The 25,062-nt window shown below is 43.1% G+C and carries 20 protein-coding genes and 4 pseudogenes; 3 read left to right on the top strand and 21 right to left on the bottom strand.

What is annotated here, in order from left to right; translation table 11 throughout:
• Positions 1 to 74: 74 nt before the first annotated feature.
• The 15 genes and pseudogenes from purN to AT689_RS02195 all read right to left on the bottom strand — a co-directional run bounded on the left by purN (position 75) and on the right by AT689_RS02195 (position 16,176).
• Positions 75 to 620 (bottom strand): phosphoribosylglycinamide formyltransferase, encoded by a 546-nt coding sequence (gene purN, locus AT689_RS02130; protein WP_000717500.1) that lies wholly within the window; start codon positions 618 to 620, stop codon positions 75 to 77.
• Complete coding sequence (gene purM, locus AT689_RS02135; protein ID WP_000182586.1) at positions 617 to 1,639, bottom strand: phosphoribosylformylglycinamidine cyclo-ligase; 1,023 nt, start codon at positions 1,637 to 1,639, stop codon at positions 617 to 619. The genes purN and purM overlap by 4 nt, the downstream gene beginning before the upstream one ends.
• Before the next feature lie 36 nt (positions 1,640 to 1,675).
• Positions 1,676 to 3,118 carry an amidophosphoribosyltransferase gene (gene purF, locus AT689_RS02140; RefSeq protein WP_000220665.1) on the bottom strand — a complete coding sequence of 481 codons (1,443 nt, stop codon included), beginning with the start codon at positions 3,116 to 3,118 and terminating at the stop codon, positions 1,676 to 1,678.
• A gap of 92 nt (positions 3,119 to 3,210) precedes the next feature.
• On the bottom strand, positions 3,211 to 6,936 hold the full coding sequence (locus AT689_RS02145; protein ID WP_000361197.1) for a phosphoribosylformylglycinamidine synthase: 3,726 nt from the start codon (positions 6,934 to 6,936) through the stop codon (positions 3,211 to 3,213).
• Positions 6,937 to 7,016: 80 nt separating this feature from the next.
• Positions 7,017 to 7,127: a phosphoribosylaminoimidazolesuccinocarboxamide synthase gene (locus AT689_RS13640; RefSeq protein WP_078065395.1), complete on the bottom strand. Its 111-nt coding sequence runs from the start codon at positions 7,125 to 7,127 to the stop codon at positions 7,017 to 7,019.
• A 10-nt stretch (positions 7,128 to 7,137) separates the two neighbouring features.
• Positions 7,138 to 7,845, bottom strand: a complete 708-nt coding sequence (gene purC, locus AT689_RS02150; RefSeq protein WP_000043300.1) for a phosphoribosylaminoimidazolesuccinocarboxamide synthase — start codon at positions 7,843 to 7,845, stop codon at positions 7,138 to 7,140.
• Between the two features lie 169 nt (positions 7,846 to 8,014).
• Positions 8,015 to 9,364 (bottom strand): competence pheromone export protein ComB, encoded by a 1,350-nt coding sequence (comB, locus tag AT689_RS02155; RefSeq protein ID WP_000801605.1) that lies wholly within the window; start codon positions 9,362 to 9,364, stop codon positions 8,015 to 8,017.
• Between the two features lie 12 nt (positions 9,365 to 9,376).
• Positions 9,377 to 11,530, bottom strand: a complete 2,154-nt coding sequence (comA, locus tag AT689_RS02160) for a peptide cleavage/export ABC transporter ComA (RefSeq protein WP_000668306.1) — start codon at positions 11,528 to 11,530, stop codon at positions 9,377 to 9,379.
• A 584-nt stretch (positions 11,531 to 12,114) separates the two neighbouring features.
• Positions 12,115 to 12,240, bottom strand: a complete 126-nt coding sequence (locus AT689_RS13295) for a PncF family bacteriocin immunity protein (protein WP_000346297.1) — start codon at positions 12,238 to 12,240, stop codon at positions 12,115 to 12,117.
• A 2-nt stretch (positions 12,241 to 12,242) separates the two neighbouring features.
• Positions 12,243 to 12,473: a bacteriocin-like peptide BlpU gene (gene blpU, locus AT689_RS02170; RefSeq protein ID WP_001093075.1), complete on the bottom strand. Its 231-nt coding sequence runs from the start codon at positions 12,471 to 12,473 to the stop codon at positions 12,243 to 12,245.
• Between the two features lie 202 nt (positions 12,474 to 12,675).
• Positions 12,676 to 12,975: pseudogene (locus AT689_RS02175) on the bottom strand (transposase family protein); the annotation flags it as partial.
• 36 nt (positions 12,976 to 13,011) lie between these two features.
• Positions 13,012 to 13,245 carry an acyl carrier protein gene (locus AT689_RS02180; RefSeq protein ID WP_000136447.1) on the bottom strand — a complete coding sequence of 78 codons (234 nt, stop codon included), beginning with the start codon at positions 13,243 to 13,245 and terminating at the stop codon, positions 13,012 to 13,014.
• A gap of 5 nt (positions 13,246 to 13,250) precedes the next feature.
• Positions 13,251 to 14,243 carry a phosphate acyltransferase PlsX gene (plsX, locus tag AT689_RS02185; protein WP_000717461.1) on the bottom strand — a complete coding sequence of 331 codons (993 nt, stop codon included), beginning with the start codon at positions 14,241 to 14,243 and terminating at the stop codon, positions 13,251 to 13,253.
• Positions 14,240 to 15,010: a DNA repair protein RecO gene (gene recO / locus AT689_RS02190; RefSeq protein ID WP_000616164.1), complete on the bottom strand. Its 771-nt coding sequence runs from the start codon at positions 15,008 to 15,010 to the stop codon at positions 14,240 to 14,242. The genes plsX and recO overlap by 4 nt, the downstream gene beginning before the upstream one ends.
• Entirely contained in the window at positions 15,007 to 16,176 is a 1,170-nt protein-coding gene (locus tag AT689_RS02195) for a pyridoxal phosphate-dependent aminotransferase (RefSeq protein WP_000366351.1), read from the bottom strand. Before AT689_RS02195 ends, recO begins: the two co-directional genes overlap by 4 nt.
• Before the next feature lie 148 nt (positions 16,177 to 16,324).
• On the opposite strand from AT689_RS02195, the gene AT689_RS02200 reads away from it, so the two are divergent.
• Positions 16,325 to 17,335, top strand: a complete 1,011-nt coding sequence (locus tag AT689_RS02200; protein WP_000009173.1) for a YeiH family protein — start codon at positions 16,325 to 16,327, stop codon at positions 17,333 to 17,335.
• Between the two features lie 28 nt (positions 17,336 to 17,363).
• Here AT689_RS02200 and AT689_RS13300 read toward each other — a convergent pair whose 3' ends face one another.
• The 3 genes from AT689_RS13300 to polA all read right to left on the bottom strand — a co-directional run bounded on the left by AT689_RS13300 (position 17,364) and on the right by polA (position 20,853).
• Positions 17,364 to 17,657 carry a hypothetical protein gene (locus tag AT689_RS13300; protein ID WP_025172549.1) on the bottom strand — a complete coding sequence of 98 codons (294 nt, stop codon included), beginning with the start codon at positions 17,655 to 17,657 and terminating at the stop codon, positions 17,364 to 17,366.
• 40 nt (positions 17,658 to 17,697) lie between these two features.
• On the bottom strand, positions 17,698 to 18,135 hold the full coding sequence (locus AT689_RS02210) for a CoA-binding protein (protein ID WP_000076480.1): 438 nt from the start codon (positions 18,133 to 18,135) through the stop codon (positions 17,698 to 17,700).
• A gap of 84 nt (positions 18,136 to 18,219) precedes the next feature.
• Positions 18,220 to 20,853 (bottom strand): DNA polymerase I, encoded by a 2,634-nt coding sequence (gene polA / locus AT689_RS02215; RefSeq protein ID WP_001844860.1) that lies wholly within the window; start codon positions 20,851 to 20,853, stop codon positions 18,220 to 18,222.
• Between the two features lie 255 nt (positions 20,854 to 21,108).
• On the opposite strand from polA, the pseudogene AT689_RS13075 reads away from it, so the two are divergent.
• A pseudogene (locus AT689_RS13075) lies at positions 21,109 to 22,016 on the top strand (Rpn family recombination-promoting nuclease/putative transposase).
• 126 nt (positions 22,017 to 22,142) lie between these two features.
• Positions 22,143 to 22,424, top strand: a pseudogene (locus AT689_RS11390) (transposase family protein); the annotation flags it as partial.
• A 133-nt stretch (positions 22,425 to 22,557) separates the two neighbouring features.
• Here AT689_RS11390 and AT689_RS02235 read toward each other — a convergent pair.
• From AT689_RS02235 to AT689_RS02245, 3 genes and pseudogenes are all read right to left on the bottom strand, one after another.
• Positions 22,558 to 23,526, bottom strand: coding sequence for a ribose-phosphate diphosphokinase (locus AT689_RS02235; protein WP_000010163.1), 969 nt, complete (start codon positions 23,524 to 23,526; stop codon positions 22,558 to 22,560).
• Between the two features lie 144 nt (positions 23,527 to 23,670).
• A pseudogene (locus tag AT689_RS02240) lies at positions 23,671 to 24,470 on the bottom strand (PrsW family intramembrane metalloprotease).
• 24 nt (positions 24,471 to 24,494) lie between these two features.
• Positions 24,495 to 24,992, bottom strand: a complete 498-nt coding sequence (locus tag AT689_RS02245) for a beta-class carbonic anhydrase (RefSeq protein ID WP_001809263.1) — start codon at positions 24,990 to 24,992, stop codon at positions 24,495 to 24,497.
• Between the last annotated feature and the right edge of the window lie 70 nt (positions 24,993 to 25,062).

The raw sequence follows: 25,062 nt of genomic DNA on the forward strand, positions 1-25,062 counted from the left end.
CTCCGTTTGAAGCCGTCTTCAACAAACACTGACTCCAATTTAAAATCAAAGATATCATATGAATCATCAAAAAGTCAATCTGTAAATAGAGCCTTCACTACTTCCAGATACAACCTGTACTCTGCTTCATGGATGCGAGCTTCAAATCTGTCAATGGTATCATCAGCTAGTCGTGGCACACGAACCTGTTTGATGACCTGGCCTGTATCCACACCCGAATCCACCCAGTGAATGGTCACACCAGACTGACCCACGCCAGCATTCCAAGCATCCTCAATCCCATGAGCTCCTGGAAATTCTGGCAAGTAGGCTGGATGAATATTGACAATCCGACCTTCATAAGCCGACAATAAGGTTGGTCCAACGATTTTTATGTAGCCTGCTAGGCAAACCAAGTCAATCTGGTGTTCTTCCAAGAGTTCGACAAGGGCTGCTTCGTAGTCTGCCTTGCTCTCAAACTCCTTGAGTTCAAAAGCATAGGACAGAACGCCGAGCTGCTTTGCACGCTCAAGCACATAGGCATCACGATGGTCTGAAAAGACAAACTCCACTGGAAATTCTTCGGCAATCACCTGAAAATTTGAGCCATTACCAGAGGCAAAAACCGCTATTTTTTTCATTTGATAATGACACTTTCGTTTTCTTTCTTGACGATGCGACCAATTTCATAGACTGCTTCATCCAACAATTCTTTTACACGCTCTACATTTTCAGGGCTGACCGCCAACATAAGTCCCACACCCATATTGAAGATTTCAAACATTTCTTCGTGTTTAATCTGACCATATTTTTCAAGGGCTTTGAAAATTGGAAGCACTGGAACTTTGCTTTCATCAATTTCAGCAGCTAGGTCATCTGCAAACATACGAGGGACATTTTCGATAAAGCCACCACCTGTGATGTGGGCAATGCCGTTGACCAACTCTTCTTTGATGAGCGGCAAGACAGCCTTGACATAGATACGAGTCGGCTCAAGTAGAACTTCCTTAAGTTTCTTGCCTTCCAATTCTGGTAGGACTTCCTCACCTGTGTAATCCGCAAAGACACGACGAACCAAAGAGTAACCATTTGAGTGAATCCCACTTGAAGCAAGTCCGAGAAGAACATCTCCCTCTACCACCTTTGAACCGTCAATGATTTGAGATTTTTCAGCCACACCGACCGCAAAACCAGCCAAGTCATAGTCGTCTTCGCCGTACATGCCCGGCATTTCAGCCGTTTCCCCACCGATGAGGGCAGCACCAGCCTGCACACAACCTTCTGCCACACCAGCAACCACTTGTTCTAGCTTAGCTGGTTCATTCTTCCCTGTCGCTACGTAGTCGAGAAAATAGAGGGGTTCCGCACCTGCAGCAATGATGTCGTTGACACACATGGCCACACAGTCCTGCCCGATGGTATCGTGCTTGTCGTACTTGATAGCCAACATGAGCTTGGTTCCGACACCGTCAGTCCCTGAAATCAAGACGGGTTCTTTAACCCCAGTCTTGGAAAGATCAAACATACCACCAAAGCCACCAAGAGCTCCCATGACACCTGCACTCTCCGTACGGGCCACGTGCTTTTTAATCCGTTCAACAACTTCATAACCCGCTTCAACATCCACACCCGACTGGGCATATGCATTTTTATTTGTCATTTATTTTTTCCTTTTCTTTAATGGAGAATCTGTCGCCTACTTGTAAAAACTGGTCTTTTCTTCCAAACTTCTACGATAGTCTTCTTCGTAGTCATAGAGAGGCGTTGGGTAGTCACCGTCAAAGTAAGCGACACAGAGACCACCGTTCGGCGCATCTGTTTCGATACCAATCGACTCAATCAAGCCATCAATTGAAAGATAAGTCAGACTGTCCGCACCAATGATTTGGCGAGTTTCTTCGACCGTATGATTGGCTGCAATCAGCTCCTGACGGGTCTGGATATCAATCCCGTAGAAACATGGATACGCTAGTGCAGGACTTCCAATGGCAACGTGAACCTCAGTCGCACCCGCTTCTTTCAAGAGCTGAACGATACGACGAGAGGTTGTTCCACGTACAATGGAATCATCCACCATGACCACACGTTTGCCTTTGACAACACCCGAAACAGCAGACAGTTTCATCCGCACTCCTTGCTCCCGCAATTCTTGAGTCGGTTGGATAAAAGTTCGCTGGGTGTATTGGTTTTTGATCAGACCCATTTCATTTGGTAAGCCTGATTCTTCCGCAAATCCCATAGCCGCGCTTAGGGAAGAATTGGGCACACCAACTACAATATCTGCCTCATGCTTAAATTCTCGCGCCAATTGCGCTCCCATTCTCTTACGTGCCGTATGGACATTGACACCGTGGATATTAGAATCAGGGCGGGCAAAGTAGATATACTCCATAGAACAAATCGCCAACTGGGTATCATCTGTATAGCTGTCATACTGAATGCCCTCGTCATCAATGATCACAATCTCACCTGGCTTCAAATCACAAATCCACTCGGCACCAATGACCTCAAAAGCACAGGTTTCAGAGGAAACAACCACCGCTCCGTTGGCCATTTTCCCGATAGAAAGCGGACGAAAGCCATTAGGGTCAAGAGCCGCAATCAACTTGTCCTCAAACAGCAAGATATAGGCAAAACCACCTTTGACAAGGCTGAGCGCTTCCTTGATTTTGCCCATCAGGCTAGGATTATGACTGCGACGAATGAGGTGAGCCAAGATTTCAGAGTCCGAAGTCGCGCTGAAAATTGCTCCTCTTTGTTCCAGTTCTTTCTTGAGAGAGGCTGCATTGGTCAGATTTCCATTATGAGCCAAACCAAACTGCATATCGTGAAAACGGAAGAGGAAGGGTTGGATGTTATCAACAGAAGCTTCGCCAGCAGTCGCATAACGCACATGCCCAATCGCACCAGCTCCTGTCAATTTATCCAAATTAGATGGATTTCTGAAAACTTCTGATAAAAGCCCCATGTCACGATGGCGCTTCAGTTGTCCTTGATCGTTGGAGAGGATTCCTGCCCCCTCCTGACCACGGTGTTGAAGACTGTGGAGTCCAAAGTAGGTCAACTTAGCAGCATCTGGATGTCCCCAAATACCGAAAACACCACATTCTTCATTAAGAGATTTTACTTCGTATGTCATTTTTTATACCTAATTTTCATTTGTAATCATCAAGAGCTAGATTTACATGACTTTTACATTACTGATACTATCTATTAGAAAATCTGTAAGTCTTATTTTCCAGTGAAATGTTTAACCGCTGATGCGAACAGGTGTTGGTCTTTATTGCCTGGGATATTTTGGAAAAGACCATCCTCATAACGTTCTGAGTGGCCCATCTTACCGATGATTTGACCATTCTTGCTGGTAATTCCTTCGATGGCATGGACAGAACCATTCGGATTGTACTTAGAATCCATACTTGGTTTACCGTTAAAGTCAACGTATTGGCTGAAAATTTGTCCATTGTCACGGAGCTCTGCAAATTCCTCAGCCGTCACGACAAACTTCCCTTCACCGTGCGAAACAGGAATAGCGTGGATATCGCCCACTTGCACACCAGCCAACCATGGTGAGTTGGTATTGGCAATGCGAGTTTCCACCATCTTGGCCACGTGTTGGTTGGCATCATTGTAGAAGAGGGTTGGACTAGTACTGTTAGCATCTTCAAAGTTTCCGTATGGTAGGAGACCCGATTTGACTAAGGCTTGGAATCCATTACAAATACCGATAATCAAGCCACCACGGGCGATAAAGCTATCAATAGCCACACGCACTTTTTCATTAAGCAGGATATTGACGATAAACTTAGCTGAACCATCTGGTTCATCCGCAGCCGAGAATCCACCGGCAAAGAAGAGAATATTAGTCTTGTCGATATTGTCAACCATAGTTTCAACTGACTTGACAATAGCTTCTTCATTCAAGGTCACGAATGGCACCAAATTGACCTCTGCACCTTCTTTTTCGAAGGCCTTAGCTGAATCATATTCTGAGTTGGTTCCTGGAAAGACTGGGATGTAAACCACAGGTTTTTCAACCTTTTCTTTGGCTTTAATCACAACATCTGATGCCACAGCTGGTACTTCTTCTAGTTCTTTCGCTTGGGTAAATTCTGTTGGGTAAACTTCTTCCAATGTCCCTTGAAATGCACTGTCAAGCTTGTGTCCATCTAGCTTCACACCGTTGACAGTCAGTGTAAAGTCTGCTTTCGTTTGTCCAATCTTCTCTACTCCAGCAATTTCTTCAGGAGATGTGAAGACAAAGCCGCCTAATTGAGCTGTCAAAGCTGTTTTAAGTTCAGGCAAGGTCACCTCTGCACCAATATAGTTTCCAAAGGTAGCAAGAGCCAAACTTTCAACTACACCACCGTATTTGACAGCTGATGCAGATGTCACTTTATGGTCAGCTTGGCTTGCTTCAAACTGAGCAAAATTTTTCTTAATCAAGTCAAAATCAATCTCTGCAGAGAGGGCTTGACCTGGGATGTAGTAGATATTTTCCCCAACAGCTTTAAATTCTGGAGAGAGCACCTTACGGCTATCTGCCGTCGTCACCCCAAAGGCAACCAAGGTTGGCGGAACGGTCAATTCTTCAAAGGTACCAGACATGGAGTCCTTACCACCGATAGATGGCAAGCCAAGTTGAATCTGAGCTTCAATAGAGCCTAGAAGGGCGGCTACTGGCTGACCAAAACGCTCTGCTTGCTTGTCCATCCGCTCGAAATATTCTTGGTAAGAGAAACGAGCCTTAGACCAGTTGGCACCAGCAGCCACCAAACGAGCAGTTGCTTCGATAACCGCATAAGCAGCACCGTGGTATGGAGACCATTCAGCTACATATGAGTTGAAACCTTGAGCAATGACCGACGCAGTATGAGTCACACCGTGTTGAACTGGCAATTTCTGCACAGATGCCTCAGTTGGTGTGAGTTGGTAACGACCACCAAGTGGGTGATTAACCGTTGAGCGTCCAACAGAGCAGTCAAAGACAGTCTGTAATCCTTTTTGACTTGCATGGTTGAGGTCAGATAGAACCGTAAGGGTATCTGATTCCAGTGTTTCAGCAGATGTTTGACGCTCTTCTGGGAGTTTGACATCCTTGTCCACAACTTTGGCATCGACAACCACGCGCACACCATTGGTGTCAAGGAAACGACGCTCCAAGTCAACGATTGTCTCACCATTCCAGTTCATGACAAGATTTGGTTTTTCAGTTACTGTCGCCACCACAACAGCATCAATATTTTCTTTGTTACATTCGGCAACGAAGGCATCCACATCTTCAGGACGAACCACGACCGCCATCCGTTCTTGTGATTCAGAGATGGCAATTTCTGTACCATTCAAGCCCTGGTATTTAAGAGGCACCTTGTTGAGGTCGATTTCAAGACCGTCTGCCAATTCACCGATAGCCACACAGACGCCGCCTGCCCCAAAGTCATTGGACTTCTTGATCAGACGAGTGACATTGCCATTACGGAAGAGGCGCTGAATCTTGCGTTCTTCGATGGCATTTCCTTTTTGAACCTCAGCACCAGCAGTCTCTACAGACTCAACTGTTTGAACCTTAGAAGAGCCCGTCGCACCACCGACACCATCACGACCTGTTTTGCCTCCGAGAAGGATGATCACATCACCTGCTTCAGGTTTTTCACGGACAACATTGCCCTTGGGAGCCGCACCAACAACGGCACCAAGTTCCATACGTTTAGCTACAAAGCCTGGGTGGAAGTATTCACGAACGTAGGTTGTGGCAAGCCCAATCTGGTTACCATATGAAGAATAACCATGAGCTGCTGTTTTAGAAATGACTTGTTGTGGCAATTTCCCAGCACGAGTTTCCGAAATCGGTGCTGTAATATCACCAGCACCTGAAATACGCATGGCTTGGTAAACATAGGAACGGCCTGACAACGGATCACGAATAGCTCCACCGATACAGGTAGCCGCTCCACCAAATGGCTCAATTTCTGTTGGATGGTTGTGGGTTTCATTTTTAAACATGAGGAGCCAAGGTTCCTTGACACCATCAACGTCCACTTCAATTTCAACTGAGCAGGCATTGATTTCGTCAGAGACTTCCATATCATCCAATCGTCCATTAGCACGCTCATAACGACCGAAAATAGTCGCCATATCCATCAAGGTTTGTGGTTTTTCAGACCGACCTAATTCCTCGCGCATGGCAATATACTTGTCATAGGTTGACTGCAATTGCTTTTGAAATTTAGAAGCTGAAAAGTCGATGTGTTTCAACTCTGTCTCAAAAGTCGTATGACGGCAGTGGTCAGACCAGTAAGTGTCCAAAACCTTGAGTTCAGTCTCAGTTGGCACGCGCCCGATTGACTTAAAGTAGTCTTGGATAAAGAGCAAATCATCCACTTCCATGGCCATCCCTTGTTCGGCCTTGTAGCGAGCAAAGTCTTCTGCTGTATAGCTTTCAAAGAAAGTCAATTTTGGAATGGTCTTGTCTGACTCTGAAAACTCCTGCTTGGCAATCCCTGTCGTGATATCCTTGAAACGAGAATCAACTGGATTGAGCAGGTAGTTTTTGACAGCTTCCAACTCAGTCACATCAATATCTTTATTCACCAAGTAAAGTTGGGCTGTGTTGACTGTCACGTCACTCGAACTTCCCAACAAAAGCAAGGCTTCCTGTGACGAAGCTGCACGCTGGTCAAACTGCCCTGGTAGACTTTCAATGGCAAAGAAAGCATAGTTAGCAAGATCCGCCTGCACAGATACTTCATCTAAAACATGGTCGGTTACCTGCTCAGAGAAAATGTGCTTCTCTGCAGGTGCAAACAAGTCCTCAGCCAAGTCAAATACATCATATACTTGCACAATACGAATACTTTTCAAGCTTGACAGTCCCAAGTTGTGCTGGAGCTCTCTAACCAAACTCTCTGACTTGACCTGAAAATCAGCCTTTTTTTCAACAAAAATACGTTTATCCATCAATTCTTATTCCTTTATTTCAGCTCTTGCAATATTCCCAAACAGCCTTGAGGTTGTTATTTTAAACCCTGCAACTTTTCCTAGACAATTTCGTAAACATCGGTTAGTTCACCTAGTTCTCTACAGAGTGAAAAGGTCTGGGGGACCTTTTCAGCCTGAGTCCTTTTAGTTGAGAGACGAAGGTTTTCCATTGCAAACAGATTATTTCAATTCCTGCAACTTTTCCCAAACAATCTCATAAACGTCGGTTAGTTCTCCCAATCCTCTACGGAAAACATCCTTATCCATGTGGTTGCCATCAGCATCCCACAAGCGGCAGTTATCTGGTGAAAATTCGTCTGCCAAGATAATCTTGCCATCCTTGTCAAAACCGAACTCTAGCTTAAAGTCAATCAATTTAAGCCCAATCTCAGCAAACCAGACTTTCAATAGTTCATTGATACGACGCGTTTCTTCCTTCAAGTAGGCAATCTGCTGGTCATCCGCAATCTGTAGGAATTTCACATGCTCATCATTGATAAATGGATCATCCAAATCATCATTTTTGTAGTAAAATTCGACAATCGGAGTCTCCAAGGCGATTCCTTCATCCACACCAAAACGTTTTGAAAAGGAACCAGCAGTATAGTTGCGGAGCACGACTTCCAAAGGAATAATCTTAACCTTTTTATTGAGTTGTTCCGTGTCTGAAAGTTTCTCCACAAAGTGAGTCGCCACACCAGCCGCATTTAATTTCTCAAAAATAAAAGATGAGATCTGATTATTCAAGACTCCCTTACCTGCAATCTGCTCCTTCTTGACACCATTGAAAGCAGTCGCCTGGTCCTTGTAAGTTGAAATAATAAGATTTTCATCCTCAGTTGTATAGATATCTTTAGCTTTTCCCGAATAGATCAATTGTTTTGACATTTTAAAGTTCGCCTTTCGTATTACTTGAGCACATTTTACCACAAAAAACCAAAAAACACAAGAATTTAACCGAATAAATAGTAGATATTTTTCAAAAATTGTAAAGAAAAAACTGCAAGAAGAATCTTTCTCACAGTTTAAAAATTATTTAACTCTAAAAACACGAACATTACTCTTTGTTCAAAAATTGATCCAAATAATAACGTAGATAACTTTTCTTGCCCGTAATCATCTGTAAACGGCCTTCCACCCCATACCTAAGTTTTTCAGCCTGCTCCGAAGTTAGATTAGTCTCCGCCTCAATTTTAAAGAAATTCCCTTTCTCAGTCTTAGTAGCTGTCGCATCAATACTTGTAATAGTAGAATCTAGGAAAAGTTGATTCCCGGCATCATGAGTCGTAGTATAGCGAACAGAATCACCGACCTTGATTCTTGCTACATCTTTTGAACTTAGATAAGCTGTGAGTTTGGCTTTCCCTTCTCTTTCCAAAGATGGATAAAGTTGGGCTAGTAGGGCACCTTCTGCAACCATGCTAGAATCACTGGTCTCAGGATTAAGATGAAGCACCCCATCCTCACTCGCCGTAATTTTCCCCTTGTCTAAAAGATTTCCCTGTACCTTCTTACCTGACTCTGCCTCCAAGATTTTCTGGGCTAGAAGGGTCAATTCCTGACCAACCTTTGCCAAGTGTTGGGATTTAAGGGATTCCAATTGACTGCTTAACCCTGACGCATAGGCTTGCTGGGTACCTGAACCTGCATACTGGACACGGTAAGTAGCAAGACTAGATTCTAACTGAGAAATCTGTGCTTCAACCTGTGCAACTGCCTGAACCTTAGTTTGGGGATTTTCCTCGCCCTGAGACTTGTAGGACTGGTAAAGAGAGTAGGCTAGATTCTGACCGGCCAAGGAAGCACCTGTTTCAATAGCTGACTTAGCTGTCTGGTAATCGCGAATTTTAGCCTCTGTTTGACTGATGAGGTTGCCGATTTCGGATTGGGTTTGGCTAGCTGCTGCATTCTGGGACGCGATGGTCTCATTTTGTTGCGATGTACTAGCCCTAATACTGCCTGCTTGACTGATGTAGTCGCGAAAGGTGGCTTGGTGGCCAAACTTATCCTCCTCTGGAAAGTGGTTCTCCCCTTCTTGCAGGCTCTTTTGCAGATACTCCAATTGCTTTTTTTGATCCTTTAGCATGTCCAACTGACTGGCATAGGACTCCGCTTGGACACCCTCTGCCCCTTCTTGGTATTGAACCAAAAGATCCCCCTTCTTAACCAGCTTATTTTCTTCCAAATGATTGACAAGAATACGATTGTTGCTAGTTGACTGGATATTTGCAAGGATACGACTGGGTTCGACAGTAGCTCTAGTGGACAAACTCATCTCCTTCTCTGCAACAGTTGCAAAGCCAAGTAAAAACACGAGCAGAAGGGCCATGGGTACAATCACACTACTGGAAAAATTATGGTAACGACGATTATAAAACTCCGCACTTTCTAAAAATTCTGGTTTCATCCTCTCCTCTTTCTAGCTATTGACCAAATGGGCGTAAAAGCCTCCCTGTGCAAGCAAATCAGCATGCTTTCCTTCTTCGACAATCTTGCCCTGATCCAAGACAACCACCTTCTCTGTCCGCTCAGCAATAGTCAAGCGGTGAGCAATGAAAATCAAGGTCTTGTCCAAAGCCATGAGATTATCGACAATCCGCTTCTCTGTCAAAATATCCAAACTGCTAGTCGCCTCATCCAAAATCAAGACCGGCGCATCTGTCAAGAGAGCACGCGCCAAAGCGATTCTCTGACGTTGACCACCTGAAATTCCTGCCCCATCCGAAGTCAATTCTGTCTGGTAATTCAGTGGCATGCGCTCGATATCCTCTCGAAGCTCTGCCAATTCGACCGCCCGTAAGATATCTTCCTGTGTCGTCCCCTCCTTGGCTCCCAAAAGAAGATTCTCCAAAATCGTTCCGTTAAAGACATAGGGCTGTTGAGGCAGATAGTTGATGTACTGGCGCAGGGCTTTTTTATCAATCTGATTGAGATTGACACCACCCAGACTAATCTCCCCTTGACTTGGGTCGTAAAAATTAACCATCATCTTGGCCAAAGTCGTCTTACCTGACCCTGAAATCCCCACAAAAGCCACCTTAGACCCTTGGGGAACGGTTAAATTGATATCCGACAAGACGTCTCGACCATAGCCATACTTGTAATGAACCTGCTTGAAAGTCATCTCTCCCTTCATCAAGCTCAAATCCTCAACCGTTTTCTTCTCCTCAAACTCAGAAGCTACTAGATACACTTCATTTAGACGGTTATTGGCAACCTGCGCTGTCTGAAGCTTGGTTTGCAGATTGATGATATTTTCCAAAGGATTGGTAAAGTAAACCAGCAAGGTATTATAGGTAATCAACTGCCCCAAACTCATCTTGCCATCCATGACCAGAACAGCCCCCATCCAGAGAATGCCGACATTAAGCAAGAGATGGGCAACCTTTTTCAGAGCCTTTTGCTGACTCTCTGCTCGACTATAGGTAAAGGATTTCTTCAGATAATCCACAAATTCCTTGTCAATTTTTTGGTAACGCTGACTTTCACTGGTCAAGGACTTGATAGTCTCAATACCGTTGATGTCCTCAATGATAGAAGAAGACAGAACCGCATTGGCTTCCATGGTGTCCCGATTCATATTTTCAAACGGCTTCATAAAGGCAAAGATAATCACTGTGTAGATAGGAAGCGCCAATAAAGTCATGAAAAAGAGATTGGTATTTTGTGAAAATAAAACAAGGGAAATAATGACAACCGTTGACACATCTAGGAAAATCGAAAGGATTGTCGAAGCCAGCGCATCGATGATACTGTTAGCATCTGTAAAACGAGACACGATCTCCCCTGTCCTGCGTGTCGCAAAGAAGGACATAGGGAGGTGAAAAACATGCTTGATATAGGACAAAATCACGTCAATCGACAAGCGTTGCCCCAAAACAAGCAAGAGATACTCCTGAGCGTAAGACAAGATTTGCTGGAGGATGTAGACGATGACCAGCCCAATAGAAATAATCCCCAACGTCGAACGCATCTGATCTGGCACATAGGTATCAATGATAGACTGCAGATAATAAGAACCCACAATGTTAATCACGGTTACCAAGAGTGTTGCCAAAACGATATTGGCAATCAAGCCACGCTGCTTCACTAATATAGGGATGAAAGAGAGCAGACCATTTTTTTGTTCCTTATGAGGCTTATAGTCTGGACTAGGTGCCATAAAAAGAGTCACTCCTGTCCATTCTTCCTCAAAACGCTCACGTGGCAGTTTGGTCAATTTCACCCCAGGATCTGGGTCGGCAATATGAATGCTATCCTTATCCTGCCCAGTCACCACATAGTAGTGGAGCAATTTCCCTTCCTTAAGCACATGGGCAACAAAAGGAAAAGTCAAATCCGGCAAGTCAAAAAGCGTCATATCCGCCTTAATGGCTCGCGTCTCAAAACCCATCTCCTCTGCCACCTTGACCAAGCCCAAAGCCGTCGTCCCATCCATGGTCGTCTTAGCCAATTCTCGCAAGTGAGCCAAAAAATAATAACTACCATAGTAGCCAAAAACCATGGCTAATGAAGCTACACCGCAGTCCATCTGATCCACTTGCGGACGATAGTGACGTTTCCCAAATTTCATATTCATCTCCTTTTCCTAAACTCAATGAAAATCAAAGAGCAAACTAGGAAACTAGCCGCAGGCTGCTCAAAACACTGTTTTGAGGTTGTATATAAAACTGACGAAGTCAGTCACATATATACGGCAAGGCGACGTTGACGTGGTTTGAATTTGATTTTCGAAGAGTATAAACTCATCTGATAACAACTATCTTACCCCAATCACTAAACAAAAACTGGACTTCCTTCCCAAATGAGCCTATCTCCCTCCCAACTGCACTTTTTGGATAAAAAAATAGGCAGAACAAGAGTACTGCCCACTAAAAATATGCTATTGAAAGGAAATTGATTTTTTACTGTCACCCTAGACAAGCTTGAAACAAATAAATCATTGATAGTAACACTTACGACATCCTATTTATTACTTCAATTTCTAATGTCTCTGCTATTTCTAAGCTACCTCTGGTATGATCTATTCCTAGTCAGAATAGATAACACCGTTCTAAATTACGATTCATAGTTACTCCTTTTTTGACTCGTTACTATAAGACTCCTATTTACATGCGCAAAATAATTTTGATTCAGATTCATCATTTATAGTTTTGATTATTTTTTAACAGATTTTTCTGTTTTCTTCTCCGAAGACTTTAAAAATTTTTTTCTAATTAAATCATCCATATAAGGACCAAATATACCAACTACTAAACCAATAATAAAACTTTTAAAATCCATAATTACCACCAACATGTCGCTGCATAGGCCACACCTCCAAGTATAGCTCCTCCCGCAGCACCAGTTGCTGCACCTTGCCATGTTCTTGTTTTAATTCCTAGCTGAAGACCTCGTACTGCTCCTCCTCCAACACCTGCTTTGGCAAAATCTCCCCAATTGCATCCGCCACCTTCAACGCAAGCAAGCATCTCAGTATCCATAATTTCAAATTGTGACATCTTTTTTGTATTCATAACGAATACCTCTTTTTTATTTTTAATATTTGTCTTGTTACAAACTTGACAAGTTTAGTATAACAGTATCTATTAATTTTTTTCATCCAAATCTTGAATTGGCATAGAAACGTCTTGAATTAGCTTTTTTGTTTCAAAATCATCTCTATTTTTAAAAAAGATGTTTTCTAATCACTTTTTTACTATTAGACTTCCTGCAAAACTAGAATCCTAGTTCATGATTGATAATACCAGCAATCAAATTCATTCGTAATCCGAAGCGTTTACGATGATTTCGATAGGTTGTTGAAAACATTTTAAACGTTTTTACTTTGGCAAAGATATTCTCAACCTTGCTTCTCTCCTTAGATAGCGCATGATTACAGGCTTTATCTTCAACTGTTAGCGGCTTGAGTTTGCTGGATTTACGTGGAGTTTGTGCTTGAGGATATATCTTCATGAGCCCTTGATAACCACTGTCAGCCAAGATTTTACCAGCTTGTCCGATATTTCTCATTTCTAAAAACCATCTACTTCCGTTGACTTGGAACTCCGATTGCTATTTTCCTTGAATGATTTTAACCACATCTCCTACGTTTTGGAGTTGGTCAATTTCTTCATCGCTGATTTCGATACTAAATTCATCTTCCAGAGTCAAGATAAACTCCATCAAGTCAACAGAATCCGCATCCAAATCGTCTTTCAGACTCAAGGATTCTGTCACGACAAAGTCCTCTCCCTGTCGCTCTTGGATAATGGTCACAATACGGTCAAAAATTTCTTTTTCTGTCATCTCTTTTATTCTCCTGAAAATTCACGCGCAGTCTGGGCAACCACGTCTGTTTCTAGCATGGTACGGATCTGACGAATCGTACTATAAACAGCCTTGGCATCGCTTGAGCCATGAGTCTTGACAACAGGTGCCTTAACACCAAACAAGACCGCTCCACCAATATCTGAATAATTGAGTTGTTTTTTCAAACCTCTGAGGCTGTCCTTGAGAAGGAGGGCACCTAGTTTCGCTCGAAGACCACCACCTGTAATAGCTGTCTTGAGCAAGCCCATGATTCCCATAGCTGTCCCTTCGATGGATTTGAGCACAGCGTTTCCCGTGAAACCATCTGCCACAACAACATCTGCAACGCCATTCATCAAATCACGCGCTTCCACATTTCCGATAAAGTTCAAACTTTCATCAGCCACTAGTAATTCATAAGTTTCCTTACGAAGCGGATCGCCCTTGCTACTCTCTGTTCCGTTATTGAGCAAGCCAACACGTGGTTGCGCAATGCCACGAACATTTTTAGCATAGAAGGATCCTAGAACCGCGTATTGATGGAGGTGCTGGGCTGTATTTTCCGCATTGGCACCGAGGTCTAGCATGTCAAATCCCTTCCCATCTACAGTCGGCAAAGTCGACATAAGCCCAGGACGGTCGATATTCTTGATACGACCCACGATGAAGAATCCAGCAGCCAACAAGGCACCTGTATTCCCAGCCGAAAGGACAGCGTCTGCTTCACCATCTTTGACAGCCTTGGCTGCCAATACCATACTGGCATTTTTCTTATTCCTAATAGCTCTCGTAGGTTCATCATCCGAATCAATCTTCTCATCCGTATGGATAATGCTGACGCGCTCTGTCGCTGTCAGATATTGCTTGATTTTAGCTTCATCTCCGTAAAGTTGAACCTCGATATCTGAAAAGTCAGATAGGGCTTGATTGACACCCTCAACAATGGCCTGAGGTGCGTAATCGCCCCCCATGGCATCTACTGCGATTTTTTTCATTTCTTTTCCTCTTTTAGTAATTGTCCCCAGTCTGCTAGGGAATCAATAAATTTCTTTGATTTTAGGTGAATCCCAACGTACTCTTCATATAATTGATCCATAAATTGGCGTAGCTCTTGCTTGATTCCAGGCTTGAGCGAAATGGTCTCCAAAGTCTCAAAATCAATAGCTTGAAATTGATTGAGCAGATAGGGGATATTGGGATTGAGATGACAACGTCTCTTATCCTCATGATAATGCTCTGGACAGAGGCAGGCTCCATATTTGAAAGAAAAGTCAAAAGCCTGACCAACCCGATGGCAGAAGACACACTCATTAAAATTGAGGCTGATTCCAAATCGAGTCAAAATTTGAATTTCAAAAATATTGGTCAAAACCTGATAATCCAAGCCTGCTTCCATCAACTCCAAAGTCTTTTGCAAAAAAGCAAACAAGGGAGCATCCTGCTGATTGTCCTGCAAACTAGCATCTGCAAGAGCTGCCACATAGGTCGCATAGGCCATGACAAAGAGGTCACTATTAATCTTGGGAAAAGTCATGACCTCATGATAGTCTTCGATGTAACTGAGTCCGTCATCATTGATTCGCAAGAGAAATCGTGCCAGCACCAAGGGCTGAATAACAGGCGCCAGCTTAGACTGACCAGCGTGTTTGACAAAAAACATGCGTTTGCCAACCTGCTCTGTAAAAATTTTGACGAGCTTGTCATCCTCACGAAAATTGCGATTGTAAAGCACCAAGCCTTGACTCGTGATAGACTGAATCATGCTTCTCTCATGTACTCCTCAAGTCGTTTCATGGCTTCTTTGATAGTCTCCATGCTGGCTGCATAAGATAGGCGGACGTAGCCTTCCCCGTAACGTCCAAAGGCTGCACCAGGGATAAAGGCAACGGCCTTCTTCTGAGCAAAATCCTTCAGAAAAGCAAAGGAGTCTTGATTGTAGCCCGCTGGAATTTTAGCAAAAATATAGAAGGCACCGTCTGGTTTGATAATCTCAAAACCAAGAGCAGTCATTTTTTCGATGATATAGTCCCGACGTTGGATATATTCCTTCTTCATGGGCTCCGCATCGTTTTTACCAGCCGTCAAGGCTTCTACCGCAGCATGTTGCGCCATGGTATTTGCGGCAGTGACCAAGTACTGGTGACTCTTGATTAACTGGGCTGTGAAGGTCGCAGGAGCGAAAATCAGCCCCAAACGCCAACCTGTCATGGCATGCGATTTAGACAAACCATTGATAATAATAGCCTGGTCTCTCAACATCGTTCCTAGAGACACATGGGCTTCGCCTGTGTAGGTCAATTCTGAGTAAACCTCATCACAGACAACAAAAATTTCATACTTGCGTAAAACAGCTGCCAAGGTCTCTAACTGCTCTCGACTGTAGGTAATTCCTGTCGGATTGGCTGGATAGTTGAGAATAACCACCTTGAGCTTATCACCCTGCTCCAAAATGGCCTTCTCCAACATCTCAGGAGTCAAGACAAAACCATTTTCAGTCGTATCAATCTCAACAATTTCTGCCCCAACTAAGTTAACAATCGGTTCATAGCCTGGATAAGCAGGAGCTGGCAAAAGTACCTTGTCTCCCTCTTCCAAAATAGCCGTCAAAGTCGCAGATAAAGCCTCTGTCGCCCCAATTGTAACCAAGATTTCATTTTCAGGAGCATAGTCCAGTTGGTACTTTTCCTTAACAAAGTCACTAGCTGCCTGACGTAGAGTCAGCAGACCACTCATCCCTGTATAGTAGGATTGGTTCTGATCAATCGCTCGCTTGGCCGCCTCCTTGACATGGTCTGGCGTTGTAAAATCAGGTTCCCCCAAGGTCAAACGCAAGACCCCAGGAATCTCCGAAATAGCCTGGTCAAACTGACGAATCAACGAAACTTGAATTTTATCTAACTGTTTATTAAAGCGCTTAGTTAAGTCCATAGATACCTCCTACTTTCAAAACGTATCTCTATTATACTACAAAAGCCTCCCGACCGCAAAAATACATTAGAGAATAGCTTTCCACTTTCTATTTTACTTTTCCTCTTTACAGGTCTATAATGGTAACAGATTCTATTTGGAGGTTTTTATGTCATTTCTATCAAAAAATGGAGCAGGCATCTTGGTCTGCCTTCTCATTTCTATCGTATCTTGGTACTTAGGAGGATTCTTCCCTGTGATTGGCGCACCCGTTTTTGCGATTTTTATGGGCATGCTCCTACATCCCTTTCTCTCGTCTTATAAACAACTGGATGCTGGATTGACCTTTAGTTCCAAGAAATTGCTCCAGTATGCCGTTATCTTGCTTGGTTTTGGTCTCAATATCTCTCAAGTCTTCGCAGTTGGGCAATCTTCACTCCCTGTCATCCTTTCCACCATTTCAATAGCCTTGATTGTTGCCTACCTCTTCCAGCGCTTCTTTGCCCTGGATACAAAACTGGCTACCTTGATTGGAGTAGGTTCTTCTATCTGTGGGGGTTCTGCCATTGCAGCGACAGCGCCTGTTATCCATGCTAAGGAAAAGGAAGTAGCCCAAGCCATCTCCGTTATCTTTTTCTTCAATGTCTTGGCTGCGCTCATCTTTCCAACCCTCGGCACCTGGCTTCATCTATCCAATGACGGCTTCGCCCTCTTTGCAGGAACTGCGGTCAATGATACTTCCTCTGTAACCGCCACAGCTAGCGCTTGGGACAGTCTCTACCAGACCAATGCCCTCGAATCCGCAACCATTGTCAAACTCACGCGCACCCTAGCTATCATCCCCATCACTATCTTTCTCTCCTACTGGCAAAGTCGCGAGCAAAAAAATAAGCAAGGCTTACAACTGAAAAAAGTCTTCCCACTTTTTATCCTTTACTTCATCCTTGCATCGCTCCTAACCACCCTTCTGACCTCTCTCGGTGTGTCTAGTAGTTTCTTTACCCCTCTCAAACAACTCTCTAAATTCCTCATTATCATGGCCATGAGTGCCATCGGTCTCAAAACTAATCTGGTCGCTATGGTCAAATCCAGTGGAAAATCCATTGTTCTCGGAGCCGTCTGCTGGATTGCCATCATCCTCACCAGCCTTGGTATGCAGACCCTTATCGGCATTTTCTAATACTCTTCGAAAATCTCTTCAAACCACGTCAACGTCGCCTTGCCGTATATATGTTACTGACTTCGTCAGTTCTATCTGCAACCTCAAAACGGTGTTTTGAGCTGACTTCGTCAGTTCTATCTACAACCTCAAAACGGTGTTTTGAGCTGACTTCGTCAGTTCTATCTACAACCTCAAAACGGTGTTTTGAGCTGACTTCGTCAGTTCTATCTACAACCTCAAAACAGTGTTTTGAGCTGACTTCGTCAGTTCTATCTACAACCTCAAAACAGTGTTTTGAGCAGCCCGCGGCTAGTTTCCTAGTTTGCTCTTTGATTTTCATTGAGTATAACACAAAAGGTAGCCCATCAGCTACCTTTTTCTTATGCTTCCTCAATCAAGCGAGTATGTTCTCTCTTGATACAGCGATTCATCACGATATCATCACATCCACCATCACGCAAAATCTCTTTCGCTTTTAAACTTTCAAGTCCTAGCTGTGCCCAAAAAATCTTGGCATCAGCTTTGAGAAAATCACGCGCCACATCGGGCAGAAATTCACTGCGACGATAAACATTGACAATATCTACAGGAAAAGGAATTTCAGCGAGGCTAGCATAAGCCTTTTCACCCAAGATTTCGCCACCTGCCGCCTTGGGATTGACTGGGATGATTTTATAGCCCCGAGCCTGCATTTCCTTTGTCACTCGATTGCTGGTTGTTTCTTCACGGTCAGACAAACCCACCACAGCAAGGGTTTTACTCGTTGCGAGATACTGACGAATCACGCCATCACTTGGATTGATAAATTCTTGACTCATAGAAAACCTCCTTTTTCATCAGTATAGCACATTTTGAAAAGGTTTGCAGAATTCTACTACAAAAAAGGAGGACTAGCCCCCTTTTTATTTAGCCTCGTACCAGGTTGCCCCTTCATTCTCATCTGCGATAAGAGGAACACTGAGTTGAATGGCTTCTTCCATGGTTTGTTTCACCAATTTTTTCATCTCTACCAATTCAGATTTAGGCACTTCAAGGACGATTTCATCGTGCACTTGTAACAGCATCTTAGTCTGATAACCACCTGCAACCAAGGCTTTATCCAGCTGAATCATGGCAATCTTGAGAATATCTGCTGCCGAACCCTGGATAGGTGAGTTGATAGCAGTTCGCTCCGCAAAACCACGAATATTGAAGTTGCGCGAATTGATATCTGGCAACTCACGGCGACGCTTAAAGAGGGTCTCTACATAGCCCTTATCACGCGCCTCCCGCACCACTTCATCCATGTAGTTTTTAATACCTGGAAAACGTTCAAAGTAGGTATCAATGTAGGCTTTGGCTTCCTTACGACTAATTCCCAAATTATTAGACAAGCCAAAGTCTGAAATCCCATAAACCACTCCAAAGTTAACTGCCTTGGCATTGCGACGATCATTTGCAGTCACATTATCAGGACGCTCAATGCCAAAGACCCGCATGGCTGTCGAAGTATGGATATCTGCCCCCTCTTGGAAGGCCTTAATCAAGTGCTCATCCTTAGAAATATGCGCCAAAACGCGCAATTCAATCTGTGAATAGTCAGAGCTGAGTAGCACACTATCCTCCCACTCTGGCACAAAAGCCTTCCGAATCAAGCGCCCTTGTTCCAATCGGGCAGGAATATTTTGCAAGTTTGGATCCACACTAGACAAACGCCCGGTCTGGGTCAAATCCTGCATATAGCGAGTATGAATCTTTCCATCAGCCAAAATCCAGTCCTGCAAGCCAATTACATAAGTAGATTGAATCTTAGCAATTTGACGGTAATCCAGGATTTTCTTAACAATCGGAGCAATAGGAGCGAGACGCTCCAACACATCCACTGCTGTCGAATAACCTGTCTTGGTTTTCTTAGTGTATTCTAGAGGAAGTCCCAATTTCTCAAAGAGAAGCACGCCCAACTGCTTAGGCGAGTTGACATTAAACTCCTCACCAGCCAGCTCGTAAATCTCTTGAGTCAGTTTTTCAATGACAAGCTCATTTTCAGCCTGCATCTCAAGCAAGGTCTCTTTCTTGACCATAATCCCAGCAATTTCCATCTTGGCAAGGACAAAAGCCAGAGGTTGCTCCATATCATAAAGAAGCTCTAATTGCCCATTTTCGCTGAGTTTTTCAAGTAAAATAGGCTCTGTTTCTACCAAAACAGCAAGTTTACAAGCTAAGTGTTCCAAGAATTTCTCACGTTCAGGAATGGCCTTTTTAACACCCTTACCGTAGAAAGTTTCATCATCAACCAAGTAAGTCTGACCATAAAGACTAGCGATGGTCGCAATTTCATTGTCCTCCACAGTCGAAAGGAGGTATTTAGCCAAACGGATGTCAAAAGCAGGCGCCTGCAAATCCACACCAAAACGTTGCAAAAGAACTTTAACCTTCTTAAAGTCATAAACTCTCAGAGATGTTTTTTCTAAGAAATCCTTGAAAATCGGGTCTTGCAACAGCTCAAGCTTGTCTGTGGCATAGAGCTTATCCCCACAAGACCAGGCAAATCCAACCAAATTATCCGTATGGTAATTCTCACCAAAAAGCTCAAAGTGGAAGATAGACTCTTCACTCAGCATATCTTGACTGATTTGGTCAACAATAGTAAAATCCAAACTCTCAGACACATCAGCTGACGACACATTTAAAGCCTGCTTTAGCTGTTTGAAGCCCATCTCATCGTAGAATTTCCCAAGATTTTCAACATCTGGACCACTATAGACCAAGTCCTCTAAACCAATCGCAATCGGTGCCTTGGTATCAATGGTCGCTAGTGTTTTAGATAAAAAGGCCTGTTCCTTGTCATTGATGAGATTTTCCTTCATCTTAGAAGTCTTCATTCCATCAATATTTTCATAAATCCCCTCAAGCGAACCATGCTCCAGCAAGAGCTTAATACCCGTCTTTTCACCGACTTTGGTCACCCCAGGGATATTATCCGACTTATCACCCATGAGCGCCTTGAGATCGATAAACTGAGCTGGTGTGAGGCCCATTTCTTCCATGAGGTAATCTGGCGTAAAGGCCTCAAACTCAGCCACACCTTTCTTGGAAATTTCAACCACCGTATGCTCATCCGTCAGCTGAATCAAATCCTTGTCCCCACTGACAATGGTAATATCAAAACCATCCTGCTCTGCTAGCTTATCCAGCGTCCCAATGATGTCATCCGCCTCATACTGAGCCAGCTCATAGTGACGAATCCCCATATGATCCAGCAACTCACGAATGAAAGGAAATTGCTCACGAAACTCATCAGGAGTCTTGGCCCGACCACCCTTATAGTCCGCATACATCTCTGTCCGGAAGGTCGTCTTTCCCGCATCAAAAGCCACCAAAATATGACTCGGCTCAACCCGCTCCAACAAATGACTCAACATCAACTGAAAACCATAAATCGCATTGGTATGCAAACCAGCCGCATTCTTAAAACGGTCCAACTGCTGATACAGCGCAAAAAACGCCCGAAAAGCTACAGAAGACCCATCAATCAATAATAATTTTTTCTTATCCATACACCCATTATAAAGGAAAGAATCAAAAAATACCATTGGGAAGAGCTAGAGCAAGTATTTTTCAAACTTTTTCCGAATAAATAGATAGAGCCAGAGAATTTAGTAAACCTAGATTTAAAAATGTGCTATAATATAGTATATTGAATCTATAATAGTACACCTTGACTGCTAAAATATTTCTATAAATTAATTTGACTTTCCTGATAGAGTTATTCACATCTTATTTCAACTCACTATAGAAGGAGGAATAGGAGGATTCTCAGACATCCGGGCATCAGCCCAACTAATGATTTGATTGCTAAGAAAATATTCAGCAATCCAGAAATCACTTGTCAATTTATTCGCGATATGCTGGACTTGCCAGCAAAAAATGTGACCATTTTGGAGGGAAGCGATATTCACGTATTACTCTCCATGCCTTACTCGGTGCAGGATTTTTATACCAGTATAGACGTCTTGGCGGAGTTGGATAACGGTACTCAAGTAATTATTGAGATTCAAGTCCATCATCAGAATTTTTTCATCAATCACTTGTGGGCTTACCTGTGCAGTCAGGTTAATCAAAATCTTGAAAAAATTCGTCAGCGAGAAGGTGATACTCACTAGATCTACAAACACATCGCTCCTGTTTACGTCATTGCTATCGTGGATAGTAATTATTTCTCAGATGACCTGGCTTTTCATAGCTTTAGTATGCGCGAAGACACAACAGGTGAGGTATTGGCGATTACCAACAATGGACAGGAAAACCATCTGGTTAAGATGGCATTCTTGGAATTAAAAAATACAGAGAAACCAGCAAAGACAAGGTTCGCAAGCCATGGTTGGAGTTTTTCGGCAACAAGCCCTTTACCCAGCAACCGCAACGAGCCATTACCCAAGCAAATCAACTGCTGGACTACAAGAGCTGGTCCGAGGAGGATAGGAAAATGTTTAGTCAACTACGTATGCGAGAAGAACAAGCCTTGTTAGCGCAGGACTATGCCTTGGAAACTGCTAGGGCGGGAGGTATTGAACAAGGCTTAGAGCGTGGGAAAGTTGAAGGAAGGGAAGAAAGGAAACTTTTTGCCTTCCTAGACATAGTACGCCAAGATCTTCTGACTTCTGAGGTTGCCAGCCAGCAATTAGGTATGTCAGTATCTGAATTTGAGGCACTGTTGTAAAATGGCTCCATAATATCCATAGTGGGTAAATCCCCTATGGATATTATGGAGCCTATTTTGTGTAGAAAAAAAGTCCCATATGACCTATAATGAAAAGCGACAAAACAACTCATTAGAAAGAATCATATGGAACAATTACATTTTATCACAAAATTACTAGACATTAAAGACCCTAATGTCCAGATTTTAAACATCATCAATAAGGATACACACAAGGAAATCATCGCCAAACTGGACTACGACGCCCCATCTTGCCCTGAGTGCGGAAACCAATTGAAGAAATATGACTTTCAAAAACCTTCTAAAATTCCTTATCTTGAAACGACTGGTATGCCTACTAGAATTCTCCTTAGAAAGCGTCGATTCAAGTGCTATCACTGTTCAAAAATGATGGTCGCTGAAACTTCTGATGACGTACAGTCATATTTCTTCTCTTTTTATTATATCACAGTTTTAAATCTAGCTTTACTAGATTCACCGCTACTATCTATTTATTCGGAAAAAAGACGAAAAAACCTGAGAATCATCTCAGGCTTGGTCATTAAATTTTTTTCTCAATATCGAAAAGTGGAGAAAGTGGTCGTTTTTCATGAATACGTACGATAGCATCCCCTAGGAGATGAGCGATTGAAATCTGCTCAATCTTATCAATCAAACGCTCTTCTGGCAGATAGATGGTATCCAAAACAACCAATTTCTTAATAGCTGATTTTTGGATATTGTCCGTAGCAGGACCAGAAAGAACTGGGTGCGTACAGCTTGCATAGACTTCAACAGCACCAGCTTCCGCAAGAGCATCTGCCGCATGACAAATCGTTCCAGCGGTATCAATCATATCATCAATCAAGATACAAGTCTTGCCTTCAACCTTACCGATGATATTCATAACTTCACTAGTATTCATCTTATCAACGCTACGACGTTTATCAATAATAGCGATAGATGTTTTCAAAAATTCTGCCAACTTACGAGCACGAGTCACCCCTCCATGGTCCGGGCTGACAACCACATAGTCAGAACCAACCATACCACGACGCTCAAAATAATCTGCAATCAGAGGAGCACCCATCAAATGATCCACAGGAATATCAAAGAATCCTTGAATTTGCGCAGCATGCAAGTCGATGGTCAATAAACGATCCACTCCAGCTACTTCAAGCATATTTGCGACAAGTTTTGAAGTGATTGGCTCACGCGCTCTCGCCTTTCTATCCTGACGTGCATACCCATAGTAAGGCATGACAACATTGACAGATTCTGCACTCGCACGCTTCAAAGCATCTACCATAATCAAAATTTCAAGCAGATTGTCATTTACAGGCGAACTAGTTGATTGTAAGATAAAGACGTGTTTCCCACGGATTGATTCTTCAATGTTGACCTGAATCTCTCCATCTGAAAATTGGCGAACACTTGATTTCCCCAACTCTATCCCAATCTCCTGCGCCACACGTTCTGCCAATTCTTTATTAGAAGAAAGGGCAAACAGCTTTAAATCAGAAAAAGACATGATTTCCTCCGGTATATATGTATAACTTGTGCCTTTCACAAGATTTTCCATCTACCATTGTAGCGCTTTTTGCACTATTTTTCAATCAAAAATAAAAGAAGGGCACCATATTTGTACCCTTGCATCATTCTTTTGAAAAATATTCTAGGTCATCAACTCATTGTGTTTCTCAACAAAGCAATAAGCATGATAAAAACCATAGAGAGCAATAGCCGTAACCACTGGAATCGCTAAAGGCAACTCTGTTTCCAACTCCACAAAAGGAGAGTTAAACAAGAAGTGAGTTCCCAAGGCTAAACCTAGAAAAATAAGGCCCTGTTTCTTGCCAACCTTCTGTCCTTTATAGGCTCTGTAAAGCAAGTAAACACCTACTACAGCTAGACCTGAAAAAGTCCAGTGAGAGGCAATTCCTGAGATGATACGCTCTAAAATTCGCGAAATAGTAAAGTCAAAGCCCTCTGGCAAATCCGTACGAATATAACCAATATCCTCAATCATTTGGAATCCCAAACCGGAAGCAATTCCAAGTAAAAACAAAGATTTTAATTTTCGCACAGGAATCAAAGCCAAAACAAAAACAAGTGGCAATAATTTCAAGGGTTCTTCTACCAAAGGAGCCACAATAGCACTTTCAAAGGCATTTAAAAATGTACTATCTGGGAAAAGAACCCCCAGTAAATCATGGATATAAGTATTAGCAAAACTAGACAACCAGCCTGAAAGGAACATCCCTCCCAATAAAGACAGAATCAAAACCTTCTTTGGCAATTCCCATTTTTCCCAATACGGAAGAGAAAATAAAGAGCCGGAATCATGTAAAAGAGAGCTAGAAAGATAGAAATTCCCATTAGTCCATATTCCGCACCTGACCTCGAACCGTCCGTATAGTAGATGGTTTCATACTGTAAACCAATACATAGCAATAAAATACTGCTTTTCTTCATACACTTTCTTTCTAAATGAAGTATTTATAATTCTACGACTGTCATACTTCCTGTATCAACATTGTAAATGGCACCAGAGATAATGACATCGTCTGGTATTAGGGGAGACTCGATAAGCAGTTGCATATCCTCGCGTACACTCTCTTCTATATCTTGGAAGGGCAAGAAATCCTGGTCTGACACATCTACACCTAATTCCTCTTTTAAATACTCCTGAAAAGGTTCATTTTCAAAGGTCTGAGCACCACAGTCTGTATGGTGCAATACCACAATCTCTCTTGTCCCCATTTGTTGCTGGGAAATAACTAGCGAACGAATCATGTCTTCAGTCACTCGACCACCTGCATTCCGCAAGATATGAGCATCCCCAAGTGCCAAGCCCAGAGCTTGCGCAACGTGCAGACGAGAGTCCATACAGGTCACAATAGCTACTCTTGTTTTGGGTTTAAGTGGCAGATTTAACTGCCCATGTAGGGCAACATAAGCCTGATTGGCTTGCATAAACTGTTCAAAATACGACACGATTCCCTCCTTGAAAATTTGATAGTCAAATATTTCTCCTATCTTATCATTTTTAAGAGAATTTGTCACG

The organism is Streptococcus pneumoniae, assembly GCF_001457635.1.
Classification (GTDB): Bacteria; Bacillota; Bacilli; order Lactobacillales; family Streptococcaceae; genus Streptococcus; species Streptococcus pneumoniae.